This window comes from Candidatus Eremiobacterota bacterium, from assembly GCA_031082125.1.
Taxonomy (GTDB): Bacteria; Vulcanimicrobiota; CADAWZ01; order CADAWZ01; family Ess09-12; genus Ess09-12.
Genome location: JAVHLM010000039.1, coordinates 30642 through 56412, shown reverse-complemented (window position 1 = coordinate 56412; position 25771 = coordinate 30642). Strand labels below are relative to the sequence as shown.

General features: G+C 54.7%; 27 protein-coding genes. 21 read left to right on the top strand and 6 right to left on the bottom strand.

The window, feature by feature from the left end; all coding sequences use genetic code 11:
* Positions 1–21 precede the first annotated feature (21 nt).
* Positions 22–1809, bottom strand: coding sequence for a hypothetical protein (locus RDV48_28095; protein MDQ7826697.1), 1788 nt, complete (start codon positions 1807–1809; stop codon positions 22–24).
* A gap of 373 nt (positions 1810–2182) precedes the next feature.
* Between RDV48_28095 and RDV48_28090 the strand changes: the two genes are divergently transcribed.
* The 17 genes from RDV48_28090 to RDV48_28010 all read left to right on the top strand — a co-directional run bounded on the left by RDV48_28090 (position 2183) and on the right by RDV48_28010 (position 18693).
* Positions 2183–2956, top strand: coding sequence for an Rpn family recombination-promoting nuclease/putative transposase (locus RDV48_28090; protein ID MDQ7826696.1), 774 nt, complete (start codon positions 2183–2185; stop codon positions 2954–2956).
* A gap of 904 nt (positions 2957–3860) precedes the next feature.
* The gene (locus tag RDV48_28085) at positions 3861–4370 is read left to right on the top strand and encodes a hypothetical protein (protein ID MDQ7826695.1); all 510 of its coding nucleotides are present in this window, start codon (positions 3861–3863) and stop codon (positions 4368–4370) included.
* A 190-nt stretch (positions 4371–4560) separates the two neighbouring features.
* The gene (locus tag RDV48_28080) at positions 4561–5061 is read left to right on the top strand and encodes a hypothetical protein (protein ID MDQ7826694.1); all 501 of its coding nucleotides are present in this window, start codon (positions 4561–4563) and stop codon (positions 5059–5061) included.
* Positions 5062–5238: 177 nt separating this feature from the next.
* On the top strand, positions 5239–7368 hold the full coding sequence (locus RDV48_28075) for a tetratricopeptide repeat protein (protein MDQ7826693.1): 2130 nt from the start codon (positions 5239–5241) through the stop codon (positions 7366–7368).
* An 84-nt stretch (positions 7369–7452) separates the two neighbouring features.
* Complete coding sequence (locus RDV48_28070) at positions 7453–7980, top strand: hypothetical protein (protein ID MDQ7826692.1); 528 nt, start codon at positions 7453–7455, stop codon at positions 7978–7980.
* Positions 7981–7991: 11 nt separating this feature from the next.
* Positions 7992–8792, top strand: a complete 801-nt coding sequence (locus RDV48_28065; protein ID MDQ7826691.1) for a hypothetical protein — start codon at positions 7992–7994, stop codon at positions 8790–8792.
* A 31-nt stretch (positions 8793–8823) separates the two neighbouring features.
* Positions 8824–11817: an NEW3 domain-containing protein gene (locus RDV48_28060; GenBank protein ID MDQ7826690.1), complete on the top strand. Its 2994-nt coding sequence runs from the start codon at positions 8824–8826 to the stop codon at positions 11815–11817.
* Between the two features lie 52 nt (positions 11818–11869).
* On the top strand, positions 11870–12346 hold the full coding sequence (locus RDV48_28055) for a hypothetical protein (protein ID MDQ7826689.1): 477 nt from the start codon (positions 11870–11872) through the stop codon (positions 12344–12346).
* An 11-nt stretch (positions 12347–12357) separates the two neighbouring features.
* A complete protein-coding gene (locus RDV48_28050; protein ID MDQ7826688.1) occupies positions 12358–12852 on the top strand; it encodes a hypothetical protein in 495 nt (164 codons plus the stop codon).
* A gap of 147 nt (positions 12853–12999) precedes the next feature.
* Positions 13000–13515 (top strand): hypothetical protein, encoded by a 516-nt coding sequence (locus tag RDV48_28045; GenBank protein MDQ7826687.1) that lies wholly within the window; start codon positions 13000–13002, stop codon positions 13513–13515.
* 225 nt (positions 13516–13740) lie between these two features.
* A complete protein-coding gene (locus tag RDV48_28040) occupies positions 13741–15411 on the top strand; it encodes a hypothetical protein (protein ID MDQ7826686.1) in 1671 nt (556 codons plus the stop codon).
* A 62-nt stretch (positions 15412–15473) separates the two neighbouring features.
* Complete coding sequence (locus RDV48_28035; GenBank protein ID MDQ7826685.1) at positions 15474–16715, top strand: ATP-binding protein; 1242 nt, start codon at positions 15474–15476, stop codon at positions 16713–16715.
* An 84-nt stretch (positions 16716–16799) separates the two neighbouring features.
* A complete protein-coding gene (locus RDV48_28030) occupies positions 16800–17078 on the top strand; it encodes a BrnT family toxin (GenBank protein MDQ7826684.1) in 279 nt (92 codons plus the stop codon).
* Positions 17079–17082: 4 nt separating this feature from the next.
* Entirely contained in the window at positions 17083–17364 is a 282-nt protein-coding gene (locus RDV48_28025; protein ID MDQ7826683.1) for a CopG family antitoxin, read from the top strand.
* A 399-nt stretch (positions 17365–17763) separates the two neighbouring features.
* Complete coding sequence (locus RDV48_28020; GenBank protein ID MDQ7826682.1) at positions 17764–18015, top strand: DUF433 domain-containing protein; 252 nt, start codon at positions 17764–17766, stop codon at positions 18013–18015.
* Positions 18012–18365 carry a DUF5615 family PIN-like protein gene (locus RDV48_28015; protein ID MDQ7826681.1) on the top strand — a complete coding sequence of 118 codons (354 nt, stop codon included), beginning with the start codon at positions 18012–18014 and terminating at the stop codon, positions 18363–18365. The genes RDV48_28020 and RDV48_28015 overlap by 4 nt, the downstream gene beginning before the upstream one ends.
* Positions 18366–18435: 70 nt before the next feature.
* The gene (locus tag RDV48_28010) at positions 18436–18693 is read left to right on the top strand and encodes a hypothetical protein (protein ID MDQ7826680.1); all 258 of its coding nucleotides are present in this window, start codon (positions 18436–18438) and stop codon (positions 18691–18693) included.
* Positions 18694–18877: 184 nt separating this feature from the next.
* Here the strand turns inward: RDV48_28010 and RDV48_28005 are convergent, their stop codons facing one another.
* A complete protein-coding gene (locus RDV48_28005) occupies positions 18878–19060 on the bottom strand; it encodes a hypothetical protein (GenBank protein MDQ7826679.1) in 183 nt (60 codons plus the stop codon).
* Positions 19061–19247: 187 nt separating this feature from the next.
* On the opposite strand from RDV48_28005, the gene RDV48_28000 reads away from it, so the two are divergent.
* Both RDV48_28000 and RDV48_27995 read left to right on the top strand, forming a co-directional pair.
* Complete coding sequence (locus RDV48_28000; GenBank protein MDQ7826678.1) at positions 19248–20900, top strand: hypothetical protein; 1653 nt, start codon at positions 19248–19250, stop codon at positions 20898–20900.
* Positions 20901–21053: 153 nt separating this feature from the next.
* A complete protein-coding gene (locus RDV48_27995; GenBank protein ID MDQ7826677.1) occupies positions 21054–21278 on the top strand; it encodes a hypothetical protein in 225 nt (74 codons plus the stop codon).
* A gap of 279 nt (positions 21279–21557) precedes the next feature.
* Here the strand turns inward: RDV48_27995 and RDV48_27990 are convergent, their stop codons facing one another.
* Together RDV48_27990 and RDV48_27985 are read right to left on the bottom strand one after the other, a co-directional pair.
* Positions 21558–21956 carry a PIN domain-containing protein gene (locus RDV48_27990; protein MDQ7826676.1) on the bottom strand — a complete coding sequence of 133 codons (399 nt, stop codon included), beginning with the start codon at positions 21954–21956 and terminating at the stop codon, positions 21558–21560.
* Entirely contained in the window at positions 21953–22201 is a 249-nt protein-coding gene (locus RDV48_27985) for a hypothetical protein (protein MDQ7826675.1), read from the bottom strand. The genes RDV48_27990 and RDV48_27985 overlap by 4 nt, the downstream gene beginning before the upstream one ends.
* A 302-nt stretch (positions 22202–22503) precedes the next feature.
* Between RDV48_27985 and RDV48_27980 the strand changes: the two genes are divergently transcribed.
* Positions 22504–23007, top strand: coding sequence for a hypothetical protein (locus RDV48_27980; GenBank protein ID MDQ7826674.1), 504 nt, complete (start codon positions 22504–22506; stop codon positions 23005–23007).
* A 33-nt stretch (positions 23008–23040) separates the two neighbouring features.
* On the top strand, positions 23041–23532 hold the full coding sequence (locus RDV48_27975) for a hypothetical protein (GenBank protein ID MDQ7826673.1): 492 nt from the start codon (positions 23041–23043) through the stop codon (positions 23530–23532).
* A gap of 2 nt (positions 23533–23534) precedes the next feature.
* On the opposite strand, the gene RDV48_27970 is transcribed toward RDV48_27975, so the two are convergent.
* Both RDV48_27970 and RDV48_27965 read right to left on the bottom strand, forming a co-directional pair.
* Positions 23535–24878, bottom strand: a complete 1344-nt coding sequence (locus RDV48_27970) for a sigma-54 dependent transcriptional regulator (protein ID MDQ7826672.1) — start codon at positions 24876–24878, stop codon at positions 23535–23537.
* Between the two features lie 52 nt (positions 24879–24930).
* Positions 24931–25641, bottom strand: a complete 711-nt coding sequence (locus tag RDV48_27965) for a Crp/Fnr family transcriptional regulator (GenBank protein MDQ7826671.1) — start codon at positions 25639–25641, stop codon at positions 24931–24933.
* Between the last annotated feature and the right edge of the window lie 130 nt (positions 25642–25771).

The window sequence follows — 25771 nt, the reverse complement described above, 5'->3', positions numbered from 1 at the left end:
ATCAGGTGGGATTCGCACCCACTATACAACACGACCTTGCTCGGCCGCACCGCATATCTGGACTGCGGCATCAGAACCCTTATCCCCACTGGGTTCAGAGGCAATTGAACCTGCCTGGATTGTCCTCTTGACGGACCTCCCCGTGTCGGCCACCTCGAAGGCTTCGGGAGCGATATCCCACTTTTTGTGGACAGCCCTCTGCGCAAAGCGGATGAACGCCTCGACAGCCTGCATGAGGGTGGCCACAGGAACATCCTGCGCGTAGGAGAGCCACGCTCCATTGACCCTGGTCCCCTCATTGAAGACCTTTGAAAGATGCCTCGCCTGCTCGGGGGTGAGCTTCCCCGCCTGGACAAGGTCCAGCATATCTGGATACTCAAGATAGCTCCTTTCCTGTTTGATTAGAGAATAAGCGGTGCTGCGGGACATCCCGAGGCGCTCCCTGGTATAGTGGCCCAGGCTCAGAAAGAGCATGTCTTTATAGAGACCGAAATTGTTGAGGGTCCGCAGAAGTCTCCCTTGGTAGAAGGAGAGGGAGTGGCGGAGCGCTGCCATCTTGCGGAGGCGGGAAACCGTTTCGAAGGGATCGGCCGGGGGGCGCACGAGTGTCCCGTCAGGGGTGACGGCGGTATCAACGTCGGGCCTGTGGCTCCCGGGAGCCTGGAGCTCCGGAGGAAGCTCTACGGTGACAGGCTTCCATGGCAAGAAATCCCAAAGGTGAGAGACCTCCTCGAGGTCCTTGTGGACCTGCCTGGCAAGCTCCTTTTCCTGCTCACCGAAGGGAGCCTCGTCATAGAGGGAGGCGATTACCCCCGCGAGAGCGCCAAGGAGAAGAGCCTTCTCCCCGAAGGCGGGATCGGCTCCGGTCTCCCCTGTGTCGGAAGCATCAAGACCATTCCGAGCGTGTACCCCATCACCGTGGTTGGCGCAGTCGCCATGGGAAGCCTCAATGCCCTGGGAGCCTTTCTCCTGCGCGCAGCAGAGAGAAAGCTCCCCGGTGTGATGAGCGCCTGGCTTCCCTGTCCCGGAATCCGAATCCTCCGGTGCCTGCGTCTCTGTGCCAGGACGCCCGAGACCCACAAGCGGCGCCGATGCGACAAACTCGGCGAGAAGAGCCTCCACGAATGTCTCCAAAGGAAGATCCGCCTCCTCGGACCTTTGGAACACTTCCAGCGCCCTGTCCCACTTTGCGGCAAGAGATATGGGAATCCGCACGCTTACCGCGAGGCTCCCTGTGTCCTCTTCGTCATCATCCCCGGCGGCGAATGCATTGATACCACTCCCCCCGGCTTTAAAACGCTTCACCTCCTCTTCAATTTGTCTTATGGTTGAATGCATGGCTCTTGAGATACACTCCACCTCGGTCTCAGGCGTCACGACCTGGAAAAGATACCGCAGCGCGCTCTTCCTGAGATGCCCCTTTTCGAGAGCCTCCCTGATGAGGGGGAGCTTCTGAAGGGCCTTCGCGTTCCGCATCAGCTCATAGCCGCTCCTGGAAGAGATGCCCAGCTCTTCTCGCACAAAGTCGGACACTCTCACATAGCCAAGCCTCTCGAGCTTCCCGTCAAGGAAGAGAAGAGCCTCCCCGATGAGGAGATCGAGCCTGACCCCGGCAGAAGAGAGGCACCAGAGGTTCCAGTCCAGGACCTCGGCGGTGAGATCGCGGAATATGTGCCGGCAATTCGAGCGCGAGAGCACCTCATCGGCGCCGTACGTGACCAGCGGGAGGCCGGGGCATGCATTGAAGACCTGCCCGCCCTCCATTGTGGCCTCGTAGCCGGGATATTCGCGGATTGCGCCGGTGCTCACGATAGTCCTCCTTTCATGATATATGCAGATCGAGCAGATACTTTTGTATCTCTATTAACATTATATACAAATAGAGATGTCATGTCAAAAGGGTCATCTGCAGAGATGCCTGTATTTATTGAGGTTGAAGGTCATTGCTGGATGGCCTCTGAAGGACCGGGAAAGCATCTTTTGCGATTTTTCTGATCGATGTGCTGAAAAATGCAGCCAGCGCAGAAATATGAGGCATTGCCGGCAGCGAAAAGGAGGACAGGGAGCAATGCACAGGAATTTCTGACAATTTTTAAAGATAAGACCGGCCCTGTCCTTGGTGACTGCCCCCCTGCTCGAGAAGGGACGACAGATTTTCACATGAAGGCAACACCGGGCTGCTATGATAATCCTGAGGAACAGAAGAGAGAGGTGCCCGGTGAAGGTTGTCCCCCTTACTAATGACATTCTTTTCAAATCGGTGTTTGGAAGAGATACCAATACGTGCATACTGAGAGCGTTCTTGAATAGCGTGCTGGGATTTTCTGGTGAGGACCGCATCGAAAAGGTGGCGATCCTGAATCCATTCCGCTATGGGGAGAAGCTTGAAGACAGGCTGGGGATCCTGGATATCGCGGCAAAAGACAGCTGGGGCCGCCGCTATCACATCGAGATGCAGGTTGGCGATGAGAAGATGTTCATTCCGAGAGTGTCATTTTACCATGCCAGGCTTCATGGGGGCCAGCTTGGCCGCGGCGACGACTTCACGCTGCTAAAGAAGACAATAGCAATATCTATTGTGAGTTATGTCCTCTTTCCCGGCTTTGAGAGGGTTCACAGCAGGTTCAGCAGTCCCCATTTTTTGAAATTCAGCGTGAAATATGCTACTATTGAGGTGGAAGTTCCTGCAGTGCTGAAGGATGAGGAGGGGATGGAAATGGCAGTGAACGAGTATAGGAAGTCGCTTGCCGACCGCAGGGTGCAGAATATGATTCACTTTCGTGAGAAAGCGGAGCTGATAGAGGCCACGAAGCTTACTCTTGCCCGTGAAGAGGGCAAAGCAGAGGGCAAAGCAGAAGTGGCCGCCCGCCTCAGGAGCCAAGGTTTCGAAAGGGAAACCATCAAAAAGGCCACGGCCCTCTCCGACGCAGAGCTGGACAGGCTCGGGATAGAATAACCTGCAGCACGGGCAGCGTTTCCTGCCTTTCTTCCTTGGCGAGCCTGCAGAGTTAATAGAAGTCTTTGAAGAGCCGACTTCGGCCAGGACAGCGTGAAGATATATGCCGAAGCTGAAGCAAAGGGCTGAAGCTCGAGATTTTACTCCACAGATCCCTTGATAAGTCCCATTTATTTCATCCTGTGCTTGATTATATAATCTTTTCACCTGTGGTGATGAGCGTTACGCCATGAATGCGGAGCGTGTGACCGGCAAATCGCCAACTGGCGGGGCAAAAAAGGCCAACTTTCATTGGGCGGCCTTTTTAGTTTCCAGAAGTGCCGGGCGGGGTATCCATGGAGCATGAAAATCTGCCACCCCGGTCATGCCTCCAGGGGAAATTTTGAGAAAATTTTACGCGCATTTTAGCGGTGCGACATTGTTTGTGCCTATTGCAATAGCGCTATTGACGATTTTTTGGGTTTCACTCATGCAAAAGGCGGCCGGTTAAAAAATCTCTGCATAGGATCTGTGGGTGGGGAAAAAAGGGCAAAATCCCGAGTGAGATATTTTTATCATATTAAGGAATGAAAAGTATGTTGAAGCGGTATAAAAATAGGGGATATTGAGGGCTTGAACGGGGAAACTGTGGCAGGAGGATGAGCGATGCGTCAGGGCGAATTATCACAACCGGCCATGCCCGGGAAGAGAGGAGAAATCGAACCGGCAGACAGGAGTGGGGAGAAATTAATCAAATCATCATACTCAAGTGGAGATATTTTCTCCGCATCTCATACTGAAGGATGAAATTTTAACATTTTGGTAAAAACGTACAGAATACCTGTTGACTGCGGGGAAAAATTCAGGTATAATTATATCAGGAAGAGGGAAAATGAGTAAAAAATACTCAGAAAAGGGGGATAAAATGATGAAGAACCTGGTAAAAATGATAAAGGTGACCGCCGCCGTCGCGATAATCGCGCTCATATTTTCAGGGCCCGCCTTTGCGGCAGACAATGCGAGCGCAACGGTGACCTACGCGGTATCGGGGATCAATGAGATAGCGGTGAGCGGGAGCCCCGGAGCGATGACGATAAGCACTGCCACTGCCGGCAGCGAGCCTGACCCTGTTGAGGATGCCACGACCACCTACGCGTTCACCACCAACCAGACCACCAGGAAGATCACGGGCGCGCTCTCGGCGAATATGCCTTCAGGTCTCACGCTCGAGGTGAACCTCGCGGCAGCCGGGGCACCCAACGCATGGTCAAGCACCGGCTACCAGAGCCTCTCGACATCGGCTGCTGACCTGGCGACCGGGGGCAGAAAAAGAGCATCGGGTCTCACCATCACATACCGTCTCTCAGCCACGGTCGATGCAGGTGAGGTGTCGAGCGGCACGACCAACGTGACCTACACCCTCACCTCGCAATAGCTATGGAAAATATCCTCATGGTATTGACCGGAACAAAGAAATAAGTTATAATGAGAAAGGTGGAATAGTGACAGTGAAAGGGTAAAAATTCCTCAAAGAAGTGCGAAGGAGGTGCAAGAGCCCCAGAGGAAGTTGAAGGATAGATAAGCAAGAGATATTGAAAAAAACCCAAAGGAGGGAAAGACTCAAGATGAAAAAATATGCACTCATACTCACGATAGCCGCGATGATATGCCTGATGAGCGGGTCGGCGATGGCGGCAACCCAGGCGACCCACACGGTAAGTTTCTCAATTGCGTCATTCCAGGAGATCTCAAGCACCGGCACAGCGACCCTCGCCATCACCACGGTGACACCAGGTGAAGACCCCGATCCTGTGGAGGATCTGACAAACGTCAAATACAGCTTTACCACCAACCTTGCTACCCGCAGGATTACCGCGCAGTTGAGCGCCGATATGCCGGCCGAGGTCACCCTTCAGATAAAGTCGGCTATTCCCTCGGGTACGGGAGGCGGAACTTGGGCAGGGAGTGAATACCAGACCATCACAGGCTCCACGGCGGTCACCATTGCCACCGGAGGCAAATACAGAGCATCTGATACGCAAATAAGCTATAAGCTCTCCTGCACCCAGGACGCCGACCCGGTGAATGCAAGCAGGACGTGCACGCTCACCATGCTGAGTCAATAAGGAACCCGACTTACACTTTAATGGACTTAAGGCCGGTCTCTCAGGGGGCCGGCTTTTTTGTGCCTTGTTGCCGGGCACGGAGAGGAGTAAGAGACCCGGGCGGGGAATCGGAAAGGCGTGGCCTTCGGCGGAGCGCCTGCGGCAGATCGGGGAGAGAGTGACCGGAGAGGTGAGCCCATGGGGCGGCAAGAGAAGAGGAAATGCTCAGATTCACGGCAGGGCGGCCGTCAGGCCCTGCTAGTTTTTCTTCTCGTCGCCGTCACCTTCACAGCGTTTTTCCCGTCTCTTCAGAACGGCTTCACCAACTGGGATGACGACGAGTATATCCTGAACAACCCCCTGGTCTTTGAGCTTTCCTGGGAGAACCTGAAGGGAATCTTCAATTTCTCAGACCCCTCGCTCTACCGGAGCAACATCCTGGTGAAGAGCCTCTACGTCCCCCTCACCACCCTCTCCTTCGCCGTGGAATATCACTTTTCGGGGCCTTCCCCCTTCACCTTCCATCTCACCAACCTCGTGCTCCACTGCCTCAACACGACCCTGGTCTTCTGGCTGTTCCTGCTGCTCGCGAGGAATGAGTGGGCGGCCTTCATCGTGGCGCTCCTCTTCGGGATCCACCCCCTCCACGTGGAGTCCGTGGCATGGATCACCGAGCGCAAGGACGTGCTCTATGCTTTTTTCTATCTTCTCTCCATGATTGCTTACCTTCACTGGCGGACACACAGAAAGCCTCTTTTTTACGGCCTCACGCTAGCCTTCTTTGTGCTCTCGCTCTTGGCCAAGCCCATGGCAATCACCCTCCCGGCGGTGCTTCTCCTTCTTGACTGGTACGAGGAGCGGGCGCTCAAGGCTGACTTCCTGGTGAACAAGCTGCCTTTTATCCTGCTCTGCATCGGCGAGCTTCTGATCCTGAGGACTATCGGCGAGATAGGAAAGGCCGTCGAGACGGACCTGGGACCTGCGCCGACCCTCGGTTACAATCTCATTGTCGCCGGCTACGGCTTTTATTTCTATTTCTCCAAGATGCTCCTCCCGGTCAATCTCTCAGCGGTGTATCGCCACCCTGTCGAGGCAAAAACCGCGGGCTCACTTCCATGGGAGTTCACGGCGACAGGCGTCATCGCGCCCCTGGTCTTCGCCCTGGCCCTTTACTTCGCCCGGCGCTCCAGGGAGGTCCTCTTCGGCCTTCTCTTCTATCTCATCACTATCCTCCCCGTGAGCCAGATCCTCCCTATCCCGCCCGGCATCGCCGCCGACCGCTATTTCTACGTGCCTTCCCTGGGGTATTTCTTCATTATTGCCCTCGGGGTGCTGTGGATCCACCAGGGGCTTTCCAGAGAGCACAGTCCCGCGGCGCGGGGGATACTCGCTCTCGGCGCCGCCATGGTCATCACGCTCAGTATCCTCACATGGGAGCGCTGCGGCGTCTGGAAGGACAGCATCACCCTCTGGAACGACACGTCAATGAAGGACTCGAGGAACCTTAATGCATACTATGGCCGCTGCCTCGCCTATATAGAACAAAAAGACTTTGACGCAGCTCTCGCGGAATGCACTACCGTCCTCTCCGTCAATCCCTATGACGCCTCGGCACACAATAACTGCGGCGTCATCTTCTTCATGACGGGAAAGACAGATGAGGCCATCGCCTACTACGACAAGGCCATAGCATACAGCCCCCGCTTTTCCGAGGCACACGGGAACCGGGGCGCCGCACGTCAGAAGAAAGGAGATCTGGAAAGCGCCCTGGTGGACTGTGACAGGGCTGTGGAATACAACCCCTATAACGCCGACGCCTTTACCACGAGGGGATTGGTGCACCAGCATAAGGGAGAGTTCCGGGAAGCCCTCAGGGACTATGACCGCGCCCTCTTCCTCGACCCGATGCACAAGGATGCCCTCAACAACCGGGGCTCTCTCCACGCGGCCATGAAGGAATACGACAGGGCCGTCGCCGACCTCACGGAGGCCCTCAGGCTCTCGCCGGGCCACGCGGGAATACTGAGCAACAGGGGGACCGTCTTTTTCCTGAAAAAAGACTATGATAAAGCTCTTGACGACCTGAGGGAAGCCCTCAGGCTCGACCCCTCCCACCTGAGGGCCCGCGTCACGCTGGCCCACACGCTCCACAGGATGGGGAACGATCCCAAGGCCCTCGCAGAGCTCGCGAAGGTTCTCGAGCGCGACCCCTCCTTTCTGGACGCATACCGGGTCCGCATGGAGATCCACCGCGACCGCAACGAGCCGGAGGCTGTCCGGCTTGATGCCCTTGAGCTTGAAAAGCGGGGAGGGGCAGCGAGGGAATAAAACCATTTTTCCGGAATACACTCTCATGAAAGGAGGGTTCTTCCGGGGCGTATTGAATTTTCTACGGGAGGTGAAGAGCATTTCATGATGAGAGACTTTTTCAAATCATTGAAAAGCCGTGTGGGATATTTCTTTGTTTTTTTTATTTTGACAGCCGCACTGCTCACGGGCCAGGTTTATGCGGTACCCACCATTTCATCAACTTCCTCGGGGTGGACAAGAACAATAGATTCCACTGATCTTCAGTCAGGCGCAGGCTCAGAGATCAATCAGATCATTGACAGCGCCACCAACCAGACACTTGTAGTGATCTCGGGCTGCAAAAATAAGTGGGACAACTACCGTGTTGATGTGCGTTATACCTACGGTGGGACGCTTCCCTTTCAGATCTGGATAAAGAGGACCGGTACCGGCACTGGTTCAAACGGAACAGCAGTATCGGGCGGCGACACCTTCCTGCTGGTAACCACCTCGGATCAAACTTTTTTCAACGGGAACGGGGACAGGAATAACATCCCTATCCAGTATGAGATCCAGGGCTGCGAGCTTACCGATGGCACAGGGACCTACAGCAATATCATTATAGTACTGACATGCGTAAATACACCGTAAAGGGGGAGACCATGAAAAAAGTTGCACTGATTCTTCTCTTCATAGTCCTTACCGCCACATGTTCCTGGGCCCGCGTGGCTGTCGTGGGGAACCTCACCCACGATCACGACGCGAAGCCGGGAGACTCCTATGACGGCATGATCATCTGCCGCAACGACGGCGATACCCCGAGCGACGTGAAGGTTTACCAGACGGACTACCAGTTCTTCTATGACGGCCGTAACACTTACGGCGAGGCCGGAAAAATGGCCCGCTCAAATGCAAAATGGATATCCATAAGCCCCATGCGCCTCACGGTGGCTCCCAAGGAGACGGCGGCAATCAATTACACCATCACAGTGCCCAAGGACGATGCCCTCAACGGATCGTACTGGAGCATGATAATGGTGGAGCCTATCGCCGAAACGGCTCCCGAGGTGTCGCCCGAAAAGGGCAAGATCAAGGTGGGCCTCCAGACCATTGTGCGCTATGGGATACAGATCTCCACCAACATCGCCGACTCCGGGGAGAAGAAGCTCCGTTTCATTGACAAGCAGCTCGTCCTCAAGGACAACCAGGTGGCCCTGCAGCTCGACCTGGAGAACAACGGCGAGCGAACCCTTATCCCGGCAGTGTGGACAGAGCTTTACAGCGGGAGCGGCGCTTACGTGGGCCGCTTTGAGAGCGGCAAGTACAGAATTTACCCCGGCTGCTCAGTGCGCCACCTCATCGACCTCTCAGGCGTGCCGAAAGGAGATTACAAGGCCCTTGTCGTAGCAGATAACGGTGATGAAAACGTTTTCGGGGCGGAGTACAATATCTCGATCAAGTAAGCTCCCCTCTCACTTCATTCTCATGGTGCTCATGGTCCTCCTCGTCTGCGGGGCAGGCACAGCTTTCTCTTCAGGCGCCCTTTCAGTGCGACGCTCGTCGCCGCAGGCCATCCAGACCGACCCGGGGAGGATTGTCACTGCCGCCTTTCAGGTGAAAAACACCTTAGGTGCGGCCCTTTCTCCCACAGAGACCATGAAAGTGCCCCCCGGGTGGCAGGTCGTGATCCCCACGGGTCAGCCCTTCAGGATCAGCGCCGGAGAAGAGCTTGTCCGTTTTGCCACGGTGCGGATCCCCGCAAAGGCACCCGCGGGCCGCTACGAGCTCACCTACCAGGTCCAGGCCTCCCAGGCCGCCGAGGGGAGCGGAACCGTCGAGATCGAAGTGAACCCTCTGATAAGAATTGAGGCCCAGGTTGAGGAGAAGCCCGAGATAGTCATCGCCGGCGACATATATGCGATAAAGCTCCGCGTCACCAACAGGGGAAACGTGGCCACCGCCATGGGCCTTGAGCTGAAAAACTCCCCACCGTTTCCCCTCAGTGCCCCGGTTTCCCGCATGACCCTGGACGTGGGACAGTCAGAGCTCATCACCGTCACCGTGAAGACCGAGAAAAGCCTGGTCCGGGAGGAGCAGAACGTCGTGGTGATGAGGCTCATTGTCGATGAGAGCCTGAAAAAGAATCTGGTCATCGAGCGGAGCGCATCGGTAAAAGTGCTTCCCCGCATTACAGGCGTCTATGATCCCTATCACCGCCTCAAGTGCCTCGTGAGCCTCGCCGAGTTCAACGACAACGGCCAGACAGGATTCCAGGGCGAGGTGTCAGGCGCGGGGAGTCTTGACGAGGCAGAGACCAGGAAAATCGATTTTCTCTTCCGGTCGCCGGATCTCCAGAACTTCCAGTGGGCAAACCGGGAGCAGTACTTCATGAATTACTATACCAGGACCTTCGAGATGCACCTCGGCGACCAGAACTATTCCCTCACGCCCCTCACGGAGAACTTCAAGTACGGCAGGGCCGCCGAAGTGGATTTCCTGGGACCCCGCGTGGAGTGGGGGGGCTATACGCTGCGCACCCTTCTCTCCCAGCCGCAGGAGGAGCAGACGGCGGCCTTCATGGCCTATAACGCGAGCGACCGCCTTTATTTTCAGGGCACCCTTCTCAACAAGACCCGTGATACCTCAGTCATGCCCAACAATTACCTCAACAACTACGTCAATGCATACCTCAACGGCTTCTTCAACGGCTACATAAGCGGCCAGGTAATAGGCTTCGTGACAGGCTACGGCTATGTGAACGGGGAGTTCGAGGGCTATGTGAACGGCACCATCAACTGCTTCGTGAACGGCGCGATGAACGGGTACTTCGATGACTACAGCGGCGCCCCTCCTATCGGATTCATTTACGGCAGCGGCCTGCCGGGAAGCTGGAACAATGCGAGGCTTTACAGTATCCTGGGTAATTACGAGGTGAAAGACAAACTCAAGCTCCAGGCCGAGTACGCGGGCTGCAACAGCAACAGCGGCGGTGCAGCCTTCGACAAGGCCTACCATATCGTGCTGAACGGCGCCATCAGCCAGTCCATCAATTACGCCTTCGAGAAATGCTATGCAGGCCCCCGCTATTTCGGCTACATGAGCGACGTGGACTACACCAACGCCTCCATCACCTTCCCCATACTGAAGGAGCTCTCGGGCTACGGCTCATACCGTTTCTACCAGAACAATCTTTCCCGCGACCCGACGCAGAGCACGGCGAACCGGGAGGAGACCTACCAGGTGGGCACCGCCTACACTTTTCCCGGCGGGCTTTCTCTTTCCCTCGATTACAACGACTTTGACCGCAAGGACGACTTCCTGCCCGTTGATTACAATTTCCGGACGCGCTGGTGGCGCTGGGGGCTCGGGCAGAGTTTCACCAGATGGGGCCTCCAGGCCTACCTGGAAAAGGGAGTTCTCAATGAAAACATAATCAACTACGAGCAACCGATGACCAGAACCAGTCTTTATGCTTATTACAATCCAGCTCCCGGCCTAGGTCTCACCCTGTACCTCATCAACGGCGAGACCACCTTCTATCTGAATCCCCAGTTCGGAAACACCATAGGGGGATCGGCGCAGCTCGCCTTTTCAAAAAACCTCAAGATGACCTTCAACTACGAGCAGTACACCATATATGACACCATGCAGCAGAGCCAGAACTACTACGGCACCGTTGAGTATCTTTTCCCCGACAAGAGCTTCCTGCTCATGAGGGCCCGAAAGAGGAGATCCACCAACACTTTTGATGACAGGGGCGTCATGGTGACCTACAATATCCCGCTTGGGGTCCCGGTCTCGCGGAAAAAGGACATCGCCATGATAAAGGGCGTGGTGTTCGACGCCGAAAAGGAAGGGGTGGTCCCCCTCGCCAACGTCGTCGTGAAGGCCGGCCAGGCCGTTGCCGTGAGTGACGGCAAGGGAAAGTATCTTTTCCCCGCCCTTGGGCCGGGTGAGATTTATATATCGGTGGAGAAGCGCTCCATCGGACTCAGGAAAGTGACAAAGGAGAAGACGCCATTTGCCATCAAGCTCAAGGGCGGTGAAACAAAAGAGCTCCCTATCGGAATCATCACCTCGGCGAAGATATCGGGAAACATCACCATTTATGGTCCCCCGGAGGACAGGGGGAGCGGCGAGCTTCTCATCCCCGGCAAGGGCGAGGCGCCGGCGCCCCTTGTGGCCAAGGGAGGTCTCTCCTCGGCCCTTGTCGAGATCACCAACGGGAATGAGACGGTGAGGCAGATGACCAACGGCAACGGCGATTTCGCCTTTTATGACGTGCGCCCGGGAAAATGGACCCTGATTGTCTATGATGACGAGCTTCCCGAGCTTACTTACCTGGAGACCAACAATATCGAAGTCGAGGTGGCCCCTGGCGGGGAAAAGACACTCGCCCTGAGAATCCTTCCCAGGAAGAGGACCATCAAGATCATCGATCACGGCGACGTCAAGAAGGATCAGAAGAAAGAAACCAGGAAGAAATGATTGACGCGGGGAGCTTTTCTCCGTTATAATAGAGAGGGTGAAAGGAGGCGCCATGACAGCCAGAATTATCATCGCCGCAGCACTGCTCTTCGTGCTTGCCGCTCCAGTCCACGGGTCCAACGTCGTGGTAGGTGTGGTGAACCTTCAGGCAAACTCGATAAGCGAGCTCTCCGTCTCGGGCTCTCCTGCTCCCCTCACGGTGAACTCCGCGGTAGCAGGTGAGGAGCCCACGGCAGTCAGCGATTCCACCACGAGATACAGTTTCACCACCAACGGGACCAACCTGAAGATCACGGTGCGCATCGACAGCAACACCGAGACCGGCACTGCTCTCATGATCGCCTTCAAGAAGCCCGACAGCACATGGACGAGCGATCTGCTCCTCACAAGCTCGACAGTTGACGCCGTGACGGGCCTCACGAAAATAAAGGGAAAGAACCTTGACCTTCGCTACACCTTCTCGGCCACAGTCGATGCGGGAGAGATCGATACGACCACCAGAACGGTCTTTTTCACGCTTACCAATTAAGGAGGGGCGCCATGAACTGCAGGCGGTGGATTATCCTGTCTCTGTGCCTTATAGTGTTTGCCTGTTCTCCCGGCAGCGCGAACTCCATAAACCAGACTCTCAACATCACCGTGGCATCAATCACTGAGATGTCCCTCACCGGGTCGCCAGTATCCCTGACGGTGCAGACCGCCGCAGCCGGCGATGAGCCTGATTCAAGCGAGCAGTCCATGACCTACAATATCTCATCGAACCGTGCCAACTTCAAGCTCACGGCGGCCCTCAACTCTGCGGCTCCTGCTGACACCACTGTCGAGATGCAGGCCGCCGCCCCGGGCGGGACTCTGGGCGGGACAAGCGCCGGTTTCGTGCCGCTCTCCACGACGGCGCAGAACGTTGTCTCATCGCTTAACCCGGGCTACCGCACGGCGATCACAGTGACATTCCGCTTCACGGCCCCCGTCATATCGGGCATTATAGCCTCCACCTCCAGAGATGTGACCATTACCCTGACCGCCGGTCCATGATCACCTTGAGCGAGGAAATTTTACTCGGACAAAAGGCCTTCATGGCGGCGTTTCCGAGGCGCAATCGAAAGAAGAGATTTGCAATTTGAGACGAAATAGGTTATGATATAACGAGAAGATAAACTGGGGATGATGGATTTCAGCATTATGAACTATTTTTTACTGAGGAACATGTCCTCGCAGGTAAGAGCGCTTCTGGTGTGCCTCTGCCTTGTGCTGGTCCTGAGTGTGCCCGCATGGGCCGGCGACCAGGCGACGCACAATGTTTACATCTCCGTGCCCGCCATTGACCAGATCACCGTGCAGGGCGACCCCGGGATCATGGAGGTCTTTGTATCTCTTAACCAGTCGGGCGCGAGAGAGGTCATCGATTCCTCGAGTTCTTACAGTTTCTTCACCAATGCGAAGAGAAGAAAAATAACGGGCACTCTTGATCAGAACGCCCCTTCCTACACAATGCTCAAGGTGAATCTTGCAGCGCCTCCAGGCGGCACAAGTCTTGGTGATGTCTCCCTCTCCTCGTCGCCAAAGGATCTTGTGGTGGGCGTGGGGAAAAGAACGGGAAAGAACCTCACGATCACCTACAAGTTTGCCGCAGAAAAGGAAGCAGGGAGGGTGCCCCTCACAAGGCGCACCGTCACTTACACCCTCTGCGACGAATAACCTGGTCTCCTGCCCCCCTCTCCGCAGCAGCTCTTCCCATTATCTCTCCGGAATCGACTTTTTCTAAGTGATTGAGCCATTCTGCCGCACGCTCTCTCCCCTGAATACCATTTTCTGCGATAAGGTCCGGTGCGGTGTGGTTCACAAGGAAAGAACTGCTGCTCCTCGAATAATTACTCTGGATACTAGAACTTTTATTAATATGCCTTGCTCCTAAAGCCACCGATGAAAAATAAGGCCATCACGGACACCACAAAAGCTCCCTCTCAGGCCGGGCAACCCGAGCTGGTTCTTCTCGCATGCCTCATCGCGGGGTTTTGCAGCAGAATCAGGGAGTCATACCGTTTCTTTTTCCTGATATACTGCGGGATTGGGGCTCTTATTACTTTTCTGCTCATCAGGACGGGGCCAGTGGTGATCATGAGGTTCGGCCACGATGTGCCGGTGTATCTTGACTCGGCCTGGCGGGTTCTCTGCGGCCAGATTCCCCACGTTGATTTTCAACAGGTGCTTGGCGCCCTTTTTTTTCTCATTCTCGCCGCAGGGATGAAGATCTGCGGCGTCTCGGTGTGGGGGATAGTCTGCGCCAACATTCTGATGTTCTGGCTCTTTTCCTTCTGGGCCTGGATTCTTGCGGTAAAGAGGCTTTCGGCACCTCTCGCTTTTCTTTTCACTCTCGCCGTGGGGCTTTTTATCACGGGGACCTATCATCTGGGCTTTGATTACACTGTCACCACTTACACGACGCTTTATAACCGCTATGGCTATGCCATGCTTTTCATCGTCATTCTTGAGCTGTTTTTCCCTCTAAGGAAAGAAAAGAAGCTGCATGAAAGTGCGGGAGGCTTTTCCACCGGCTTTCTGCTGGTGTGCCTGTGGTTCATCAAGATCAATTATTTCACCGCGGCGTCTTTATTCATTCTATTAAGAATCCTGCTCGCCGTACCCTCTAAAGACTGGGTGAAAGGCTTTATGGCAGGCTTTTTCTGCGCCATTGTACCGATGGCGCTCTATTTCAGGTTCAGTTTCAGCGCCGTGGTCCATGATTACCGGATAGTATCCATGGTGAGAGGTTATGAAATTCTCATGGATTCTGCTTTATTCATGGAGAAAATAGGGCCTTTCGCCTATGTGTTCATACTGCTGCCCTTCTATATGCTGCTGTTTTCCAGTTTTGCTTTTACCGCAAGGGGTGGAATAAACTCGCCGGTGAAGCTCTTCGTGATTATGGGTGTTTCCGGCTTCTGCGGAATACTTCTGAATATGACGAATTACGGAATTCATGATATGCCGATGCTTCTGGTGATGGCCTTTCTTCCCTTTGAATATTTTGACCTGAAAGTGGACAGGTCAAAGGAATTCAAATGCTACCTCCTGTTCCCTCTCCTGCTGATCTGCATTTTCACTGTGGGGAGCTTTTATGGAAAAAATCTTGCCAGTATTGTATTTGCGGGCACCAATAAGGCGAGGATGCGGAACAGCATCACGAAAATCAAATCAGAGACGCTCAATACTCTCTCTGTTGATTTTGCCGATGGGAGCTACAACCGGGAGTACCCTGAAAAAATCAACGAGGGTCTGGAGCTTCTAAGAAAGCATATTGCAGAACATGACAGGATTGTATCGCTCGACTTCGAGAACCCTTTCCCGGTAGGCTTGAGATTAAAGAGTCCGAAAGGATTTTATGGAATGTGCAATTTCGGCGTTGACTTCAACAACGAGCATTATATCCCGCCGGAGAGGGCTTTCTCTGATACTACCCTCATAATGGTGCCCAAGCCGGGCTGCCCTGAATCTACGCTCCCCTTGCTGAGGATATACGGCGACTATATGGAAAAGCATTTCGACTTCGTCGAGAGCACCGAGCGCTGGATGCTCTACCGGAGGAAGCCCTGACACTTTTCACCCACCCTCCCAAAATGTCTTGACAAATTTCGCCCATGGTATAAAATTGTCATATGAGACGGATCCATTCCTTTTATCTCTTTGATGAGGAAATCAACGGGGGGAAGATGATCTTTCTCTCCGGACCCCGGCAGGTCGGGAAGACCACCTTTGTAAAAGGCAGGCTGAAGGAGGTTGGCTGCGAGGACCTCTATTTCAACTGGGATGACCCTTATGTGAGAAGGGAATATGCTAGGAACCCTCATTTTCTGAAAGCCTATCTCGCAAAACCCCGCAAAGAGAAGCCTCTTGTCGCCTTTGAAGAGATTCACAAGCACAGAGCCTGGAAAAATGTCCTGAAGGGTCTTTATGATCTCCATTCAGCCGAAGCCCAGTTCATAATCACGGGAAGTGCCCGGCTTGACTTTTTCCGGCAGTCAGGCGACAGCCTCGTGGGCAGGTATTTCCCCTACAGGATGCTCCCCGCGGGGCTTGCAGAGGTCGCCGACGATTTTCATTTTGTACAGAAAGATGCTAAGTTCCTCTCAGCACCCGGCCCCGGGGGCTACCTCCCCCTTCTTCAGAGGGTGCCGGAAAAGCCTTTTAAAGAGACCTTTGAGCGCCTGATGCGCTTTAGCGGCTTTCCGGAGCCATATCTTAAAGCCAGGGAAGAGTTCTCGCGCAAGTGGAGAAAAATATACCAGTCCCTTCTCATCGGCGAGGACCTGAGAGAGCTTAGCCGTATTGGCGATATCAAGGGTATTGAGCAGCTTTTGCTGCTTCTTCCTGAGAGAGTGGGCTCGCCGCTGAGCGTCAATTCCCTGAGGGAGGACCTCCAGGTGGCCCATAAGACCGTGGTGAACTGGCTCGAGGCCCTGAAAAAGATATATCTTGTCTTCTCGATTTCCCCTTGGGAAGGCACGCTCTCCAGGGCCATCAGGAAGGAGTCCAAGTATTACTTCTTCGACTGGACGATGGTGAAGGGCGAAGGCCCGCAGTTTGAGAACGCCCTTGCCCTGGGCCTTCTCCGCTTCTTGTGTCGCCTCAATGAGCAGGGAGCCGGCGATTTCGATCTTCACTACGTGCGCACCAGGGAGGGCCATGAAGTGGATTTCCTTATCACCTATGACCGGAAGCCTCTAGTACTCATCGAGGCGAAGGCGAGGGAGCGAAGTTTGACCCGGTCGGTATCGTACTTCAGCAGGCTTCTCTCGGTGCCCTGTTTCCAGGTGGTGTGGAAGCTTGACGATGCCGAGGAGCACCCGGGGGAAAGGTTCGTGGTCCCCGCGTGGCGCTTTTTCGCCCTGCTCGGGTAGTGGTTGACTTTGACTTTTCTTGCTGAATAATTTATAATGTAAATACAAAGCAAACAATGTGCCACAAGTGCAAAGGAACACTTTATGTTCCCAGTGAGGGGATTTGAATGGGATACCGGAAATGCAGAAAAGAACCTTCTCAAGCACAGCGTTACAACTGGGGAAACTGAGGAAGCTTTCTTTACGGATCCTTTGATCCTCAGGGTTAAAAAGAACCTTTACTATATTTTCAGCGTAACTCTTGGGGGAAGATACCTTTTCGGCGTCTTTGTTCTCAAGCCTGGAAGAATAGTGAGAGTAATCAGTATTCGCGATATGGAGAAAAAGGACAGGTCATTATACAAAGAAAAAAAAGGGAGGTGAACTTATGGCGAGACTTCCAGATTTTATCAGTGAGGATGATATTTTTGAATTTTTCGAGAGTCATAGCGGAACTGATTTTCTGGACGACGCTGAAGAAATCAAAGGCCCAGTGCTCGATAGACGCTCTCCCCAAAAGGAAGTCACCACGTTGAGACTGGATCCTGCGCTCAAACGTGTATTGAAGCTAATAGCCCGAAACAAAGGAATTCGGTATCAGACTCTCATAAGCATGTGGCTTACTGAAAAAGCGAAAGAAGAGATCCGGAGGACAGGCCAGGCAAAATAAGAGTTCCTAAGGTCCTTATGATTTTTTGCCCCATTATTTTTCATGCTCCAGTCTTCGCCCTCCCGAAGAGTGTTTTTCTCTTTACTTCAGCAGGCACCTTGGAGTCCCCTGTTTTCAGGTGGTGCGCAGTTTTGATAAGAATGAGGTATACGCGGAGTGAGGATACGTGGTCCCCGCGTGGCGCTTTCTCGCCCTGCTCGGCTAGCTCTGAAGCCACTATTTTACAATTTTCACAAGATATTCATCTCCCCGTGCCCTCTGTGGTAATATCTCTCCGCTATGATCTCCCTGTGGACGCAGATTCCAAAGGGAGGTATAATAGAGATGGAAAGAGCTTTCTCTTGTGATACACATAATATGATAAGGCAACCTCTGGCAAAGGTGAAAGGAAAGATTGTCATGGATGAAAAGAAGCTTCTCGGGAGAATCACGGTAAATCCCGATATTTTCGGGGGAAAGCCAATTATCAGGGGGCGGCGTCTTGCAGTGGAGCATATTGTGGGCATGCTCGCGGCAGGCGATACACTGGAGACTATTCTTGAAGGCTACCCATGGCTTGAGAGGGAAGACATCCAGGCAAGCCTCCTCTATGCTCACAAAATGATATGCCACGAGCGGATTGAGCCTTTTCTCATGGAAACAGGGTCATGAGAGTCTTGCTTGATACCTGTGTGTGGGGTGGAGCGCTCACCAGGCTGGAATCATCTGGAATAGATGCAGAATGGACGGGACGATGGCAAAAAGATCCAGGTGATTATGAGATTCTGGCCTATGCACACAAGGAAGAAAGAGTTTTAGTGACACTTGACAAGGATTTCGGTGAAATAGCTGTTCTTCGTGATATTCCTCACCATGGCATTGTGAGGTTGGTAAATATTCCCGCAAGGCTGCAGGCTGATATTTGCATCAAGGTCCTGATGAGGTATGGGCTTGAGCTTCAAAAAGGCGCCATAGTGACAGTTGAACCGGGAAGGGTGAGGATAAGGACGGCGGAACAATAGGGTGACAGTTATCGGTAATAACTGCGGGGCAAAGGTGCCGGAGACTTTGTTGCATGAGGAGGGGATTGTGATGGCCATGGAGTCATTCAGGAAGATGTCCTCGTCAGAAGAGGTGCATTTCCTGGTCGAGCAGAGGGAAAAGGCCAAGCGTGACTATAACCATTTCCTTCATGAGGCGCGCAGGGAAGGGCAGGAGGAAGGCCGGGCTGAGGGCAAGGCTGAGGGTAAGATTGAAGGTAAGATTGAGGCGGCCAGGAAACTGCTTGCCGAAGGGATGAAACGGGAAGATATCGCGCGGATCCTGAATCTTTCCTGCGGAGATTTCTGAGAAAGCATAATGTGCGGTAATATTAGAGGCCAGGGGACATTCTCCTCTTCAGCCAACAATTGGTTTTGTCCCTATGGATGTATCGAAACACAGGCAAAACCTGTTGGCCGGGAGAATTCCCCTGGCCTCCCGCCACACCGCAGGGCGCCGTCTCACTACCGGGGAATCACACAGCCCGGCCCCTTCAGATGTAATCCCTTTTCACAAAGTCCCGGAAAGGGAGGGCCGTGACCTTCTCACCAAGGGCCAGGCGCTCCCCCGTGAGCGTCACCACGAAGGCCCTTTCCGCCATGTCATCAAAGAGGGAGCAGAAAGAAACAAGTCTTTTCGCCATATTGAAGCGGACTTTATCAAGTGCTATCAGCATGGAGTGCGCTTCCTGTGCCGCTTGAACGAGTCTTATCCTGTGATTTCCTTAAGATGCCAGATGGCTTCAGGCACAAATGTGACTGAATAAATGGGGTCAGACTGAAGGGAACCCGGGGCACTTATCGAAGTGCATGGCGTACCGGGCTTCCGCCGCGATAATTGCCTCCCTGTATGAATAGAGCGTTATGAAAGAGCACATGGCCTCCGAACAGTCTGCCCCCTCCCGGATCGACGCCGTTTCCGGCCGCGTCATGGATTTTCTTGAGAAAATCAGCGGCTCTTACCGGCTTTTCATCGCCTTATACTTCGTCATCGCGGTGCTCATCACCGTCGTGCTCCTCAGGACGGGGCCCGTGGTGATTACAAGGTATGGCCACGACGTGCCGGTATACATGGACTGTGCCTGGCGGGTCCTCAACGGTCAGCTCCCCCACGCCGATTTTCAATCGATCCTCGGTGCCCTTTTTTTTCTCATCCTTGCCGCGGGGATGAAGCTCGGCGGCGTTTCGGTGTGGGGGATCATCTCTGCCACCCTCATGATGTTCTGGCTTTTCTCCCTCTGGACCTGGATTCTCGCCGTCAGGAGGCTGTCGGCGCCCCTTGCGTTTCTTTATGCTCTCGCCGTGGGGCTTTTCATCACGGGAGCCTATCATCTCGGACTCGATTACCGGGCAACGACCTATGCAAATCTTTACAACCGCTATGGATACGCCATGCTATTCGTCATCCTGCTTGATCTTTTTTTCCCTCCCAGGAAAGAAGATACAAGGCAGGACTTCACGGGCGGCCTCTCCACGGGCTTCCTGCTGGTGTGCCTTTTATTCATCAAGGTGAACTTCTTCACCGCCGCCTGCGCGCTTCTTGTCATAAGAGCGGTGATAGCGCGGCCTTCCGGCGGCTGGGCGGCAGGCTTCGCGGCGGGCCTTGCGGGAGCGCTCGTGCCGATGGCCCTCTTCTTCCGGTTCGATTTTACCCCGGTGCTCCGCGATTACCAGATGGTCACCCTGGTAAGAGGCCGGTCACTCTTCTCCGATCCGGCCTTTGTCATGGAAAAGATGGGACCTTTCGCCCTCTCTTTCATGCTGCTTCCCGTGTATCTGATACTGTTCTCGGGCTTCACCTTTCAACCCAGAGGGAAAATAGGCTCGCCCTCCAGGGTATTCGCCCTGATGGCCGCCGTCTTTCTCTGCGGTATTCTGCTGAATCTCACCAATCATGGGTTTTATGACATGCCGATGCTTCTGCCTCTGGTTTTTCTGCCTTTCGAGTATTTTCTGCTGAAACCCGATCACTCCCGGGAATTCCTTGCTGTCTCAGCCCTTTCCATTCTGCTGATATTTCTTATCATCACCGGGAGTTTCTATGGCAAGAATGTGGCGAGCATCGGCTTTGCCTCCGCCAACAAGAAAAAAGCTGCCGGCGCTCTCACTGCGATAAGGTCTGACGCACTTGGCGCCCTCTATGTAGCCTTTGCCGACGGCACCTTCAACAAGGATTACCCTGAAAAGCTCAATGAGGGGCTCGATCTCCTGAAAAGGCACGCCAGGGAGCATGACAGGATCGCCACGCTTGACTTTGAGAACCCTTTCCCGGTGGGCCTCGGATTGATGAGCCCGAAAGGATTTTACTCTATTTGCAATTTTGGTGTCGATTTCAACAATGAGCATTATATCATGCCGGAGAGGGCTTTCCATGACACCACCCTCGTCATGGTGCCCCGGCCGGGCTGCCCTGAATCGACGCTCCCGCTCCTGAGAATATACGGCAGCTATATTGAAAAGCATTTCGACTTCGTAGAGAGCACCGAGAGGTGGATGCTGCTGAGGAAAAAGCCCTGACCGGTTTCACCTCTTTGTTTGTGCCTCTCTTTCAGACTATTCACTTCCATCACAATTATAGCATCACAAAATGTTTACTCTTTTCCTGGGGAATGTGACATCGGGGACATACCCCAGAAGAAGGGCTCCCGCCTGAACTGGCAGGAGAGGATTGTGATGGCGCTTGAGGCGTACAAGAAGTCGAAGGCCGACTGGAGATTGAGGTACCTGATGGATCTTCGTGACAAGGCAGATCATGACTATGCGACGGACATCGCTGAAGCAAAGCGCGAAGGCATAGAGGAAGGTAAGATTGAAGCTGCCCGGAAACTGCTTGCCGAAGGGATGAAACGGGAAGATATCGCACGGATCCTGAATCTTTCCTGCGAAGATTTCTGAGAAAGCATAATGTGCGGTAATATTAGAGGTCAGGGGACATTCTCCTCTTCAGCCAATGTTTGAGTTTGTCACTATCTTGTACATGTAACACAGACAAACTCTATTGGCCGGGAGAATGCCCCTGGCCTCCCGCCACACCGCAGGGCGCTGTCTCACTACCGGGGAATCACCCCCCCCGCGGAGCCCATCGGCGAGGAAACGACGATAAAACCAATCCGCGGGGTTCCATGTCGAGGAGGTCCCCACGGTGTGGAGGAAGCGCGGAGCAGGGATGGCGCTTCATGATGGCAAGGAAAATCCCATCATGGTGAAGTGGCTGTCAAAGGCAAAGGCCGTCACAAGGGAGAGCCTTTTCATCACCGCAAAGCTTGTGCAGTCCGTATAGGTGAAGTCAAGGTCACGGTACTCTGAAAAGATGCGCCAGGCTTCCTCTTGGTCACGAGGCTCCACGGGAAGCACCATGACGGAAGGGCTTTTCATCAGGCGCTCGCCGAATTCCACTGCCACATGGTGTCCCAGGCGCTTTTTTATAAGGGTCACCGACTCGTCAAAGACAAAATTTGTCGTTACCATCGGAAGGGTGTTGCTTTTCAGAAAAGTCTCCGCCTGGCGGTGATCGGGATCGTGAGAGTCTACGAGGGCATACCAGGCGCCCGTATCCACAAATACCCGCTTCACTGCCGGTCTCCATAGAGCACGTCGTCGTGGCTCCTGGCAGTCGCATCACCATCGCCTGTCGCCATGCCGATTATCCCCATGAGAGGATCATCATGGAGCGCTACCTGCCGATCCAGGTATTTTTCCGCAATGAGGTCACGGATAAGGGATGATATGCTTTGCTTCCTCACCATGGAAAGCTCCCTGAGGAGCATGTACTGCCAGTCCTCAAGTGAAATCTGAGTCCTGTGCTTGCGGTGCTCCATGCTCCCTCCTGTTTACATCATACATCATAAACATGGTGATGTCAATTTGGGGGGAGATGGGACACTTCACCCCAGTGATCCTGGAAAATTCCCCAGGCCCCCCTTCCGCCCTTTTCATGTTTCTCTCTTGAAAGTGCCGTCTTACTCCACTGCCTGTAGAGGGCAGCCGTACTTTTTCCGGGGACCCCGAAAGACAAAAAAACCTTCCAGGATGCAAAACCAGATGAGGCGACTTGCTCCATTTACCCATCACTATGCCAATTGATACAATAAGAGCAGGAAGACAAGAGGAGCAGAACCCCATGTACGGAGAGCTTACAAAAACGCGCAGAATCTGGAAAGGAGCCATTGCCATGGCGGCAGTGCTCTTTTTCTTGCTGGCCTGCTCCCCTGTCTATGCCGGAAGCTCGGCCACGCAGGTCGTCATGCTGAAAGTGACCCCCGTGGACGACATCACCATGGAGGGCGGCTCCTCCTTCGTGTCCCTTGCCCAGGCTGCCTCTGCGAGGAGCGCCAGCGGCCAGGTGTCCTCGTCGTACAGCAGCTCCTCCGTGGGGCTCGAGCGCCGCATCACCGGCGCCATTGACGAAGCTCCCTCTTCACAGATGGTGAAGATTCATATGGCAGCCCCTGAAGGCGCGCGCAGCTCAGGCTACGTGCCCCTCTCCCAGGTCCACAGGAGCCTTGTGACGGGAACACCTGACAGGGTGGCCACTGATCTTCCCATCACCTACCGCATGAGCAGCCAGGACAAGAACAGTACGCCAGCGGCGCGGACCATCACCTTCACCATCACAGGCGACTAAAGCCGCCAGGCACCCAGTAAACGGAGGCAAATTATGAGGCACGGAATCGCAATAACCGCAGCAGCAATGGCGCTCCTCTTTCTCCTTGCGTGCCCCGCTTCTGCGGGAAGCACGGCGAGCCACCAGGTCTCCTTCAGCATCGCAGGCCTCAGCATGATCTCGGTGAGCGGCGACCCCGGTCCGATGGAGGTGCTTACCGCCAAGGACCAGAAGAAGACCTCTGAAGTCACCGATGCCTCAACGTCGTACAGCTTTTTCACCAACGCAAGGAGCAGGAAGATTACAGGGAGCCTTGACAGGAACACGCCGCCTCACACGGTGCTGAAGGTGAACCTTGCGGCGCCCGCAGGGGCCACAAGCCTGGGCGAGGTTTCCCTTTCAACGTCGCCATCGGACCTGGTGACAGGCGCGGGGAAAAAGACGGCAAAGAATCTTCCGATTACGTACCGCTTTCAGGCATCAGGCGAGGCGGGCAAGGTGCCCCTCACCTCAAGGACAGTGACCTTTACCATCACGGGGGAATAGGGTTAATCCGGCGAGGTGTCTCCGATCTTCTTGAGCTTTTCCCTGAGGGTCTTCCTGTCCATCCCCAGGATATCCGCTGCCTGTGACTTGTTGCCGCCCACGCTGGCCATGACATAGTGGATATACTCCCTTTCGACCTCGGCAAGGGTTTTCGCGCGCCCTCCCTCGGCAAATGCCGTGAAGCGCAGGTACGGAGGGAGCTCCGTCATGTCGATGACGTCCCTGTCGCACATCACCACCAGGGACTGCACGGTGTTTTCCAGTTCCCTCACGTTGCCCGGCCAGGAGTACGTTTTAAGGGCCTCGAGGGCGGAATCGCTGAAGCCCGGCGCTTTCTTCCCCATCTCGCCGGCGCATCTTGTGGCAATGTAGCTCGTGAGGATCAGGATGTCGCTGCCGCGCTCCCTTAAGGGGGGCAGGGCGATGGGAATGACGTTGATGCGGTAATAAAGGTCCTCCCTGAAGGTGCCGCCGCTCACCATGGAGAGGAGGTCCCTGTTGGACGACGCGAGGAGGCGCACGTCAACTTTCCTTGTGCCTCCCTGCCCTGCTGCAGAGATTTTCCTGTCCTGGATGACGCGCAGGAGCTTGGTCTGCATCGTGTGGGTGAGGTTGGCGATGCCGTCAAAGAATATGGTGCCGCCGTCTGCGGCGCCGAAGAGGCTTGTCGGGGCCTCATCCTGGGGACGCGGAGAGCCGAAAAGCTCGTTGTCCAGGAGCTCCTCGGGGATGCCGCCGCAGTTCACCGGGATGAAGGGCGCCGCGGCCCTGGAGCTGGAGTAATGGATGGCCCGGGCTACCAGCTCCTTGCCTGTGCCGCTCTCGCCGGTGATGAGGACCGTGGCCGAGGTTTTCGCCGCTTTCCCGATGGCGTCGAAGATCTTGAGCATGGCTTCGGACCTTCCTATTATGCCATAAGGCGCCGTTGAGAAGGCCTGCCCTTCGCCTGAGCCGAGCCTGCGCATCTTGAGCTTCTCCAGGGCCCGCCGCACAGCCGAGAGGAGCTCCTCGCCAGTGAAGGGCTTGGTAAGGTACTCTTCGGCGCCTGTCTTTACCGCCGATACGGCGCTCTCAATGGAAGGGAACCCTGTCATCATCAGCACCTCGGTGAACCTGAAGTTTTCCTTAACGTGCCTTACAAGGTCCATACCGCTCATTTTTGGCATTTTAAGATCGGTGATCACCAGGTCCACCACGGTAGTCTCAAGGACCTTGATGGCCTCCGAGACGCTTGAGGCCACCAGCGCATGGTAGCCCGACCGGGAAAGGATCTTTTCCACGAACCTAAGGATGGGCAGCTCATCATCTACCACGAGCACTCGGGTCTTTCCCTCACTTGAAGACATCGGGCGTTCCTCGCATTTCACGGATTATCCATACTCTTCTACGGAAGGGACCCTAATTCCCTCTCACATGCTCTCCTGCTGCCTGCGGCATCCCGGCAAGCCTCGCCAGGCCCGCCATATCCCTTATGGTGACGAGGCCCTTCTCTATGGAAAGGAGGCCCTCGTCCTGAAGGTCTTTAAGGGTCCGCGTCACCGTCTCCCGCGAGGTGCCCATTACCGATGCGATTTCCTGGTGCGTGAGGGGGAGCCTGAAAGAGAGGGTCTTGATGCCGTGACCCGCTTCCCGGGAATGCCATGACAGGAGCATATGGCCGAGGCGCTCTTTCACCGTGGAGAGGGCCAGGTGCTCGCAGGCCGTGTTGGTGCTTCTGAGGCGCTCCAGGGACATGGCCAGTATCAACTGCGAGAAGGAAGGCTCCTTCTCGATGAGCCACCGGAGGTGAAAATCCGAGAGGGCCATGGCCTCAATGGGAGTGAGGGCAACGACTGAGGCGCACCTCGCCTTTCCGTCCAGGAGGGCCATTTCGCCGAAGAGCTCATTTTTGCCAAGAATGGCCAGGGTGACCTCTTTGCCGTCAAAGGACTGGTGCACCACTTTCACCCTGCCTGAAAGGATGAAAAAGCAGGAATCGCCGGGCTCGCCTTCGAGGAAGATGAATTGATCCTTGTGGTACTGCCTTTTTATGAGGAGCGGGAGCCTTGAAAAGTGGTCGGCAATCGAGATGCTCTCCCGGGAGGGGCCTTCAGAAAGAGTCCTCTGCATTGAGATCACCATCCCTTTTTCTTTTATTCTACCAGATATCATTTCAGAGATAAGTGACGGTGATCACATGAAACCGTGAAATTTCTGTTAACTGATGTTACCATTTTGGGATGCGGGGTGGAGGGGCATG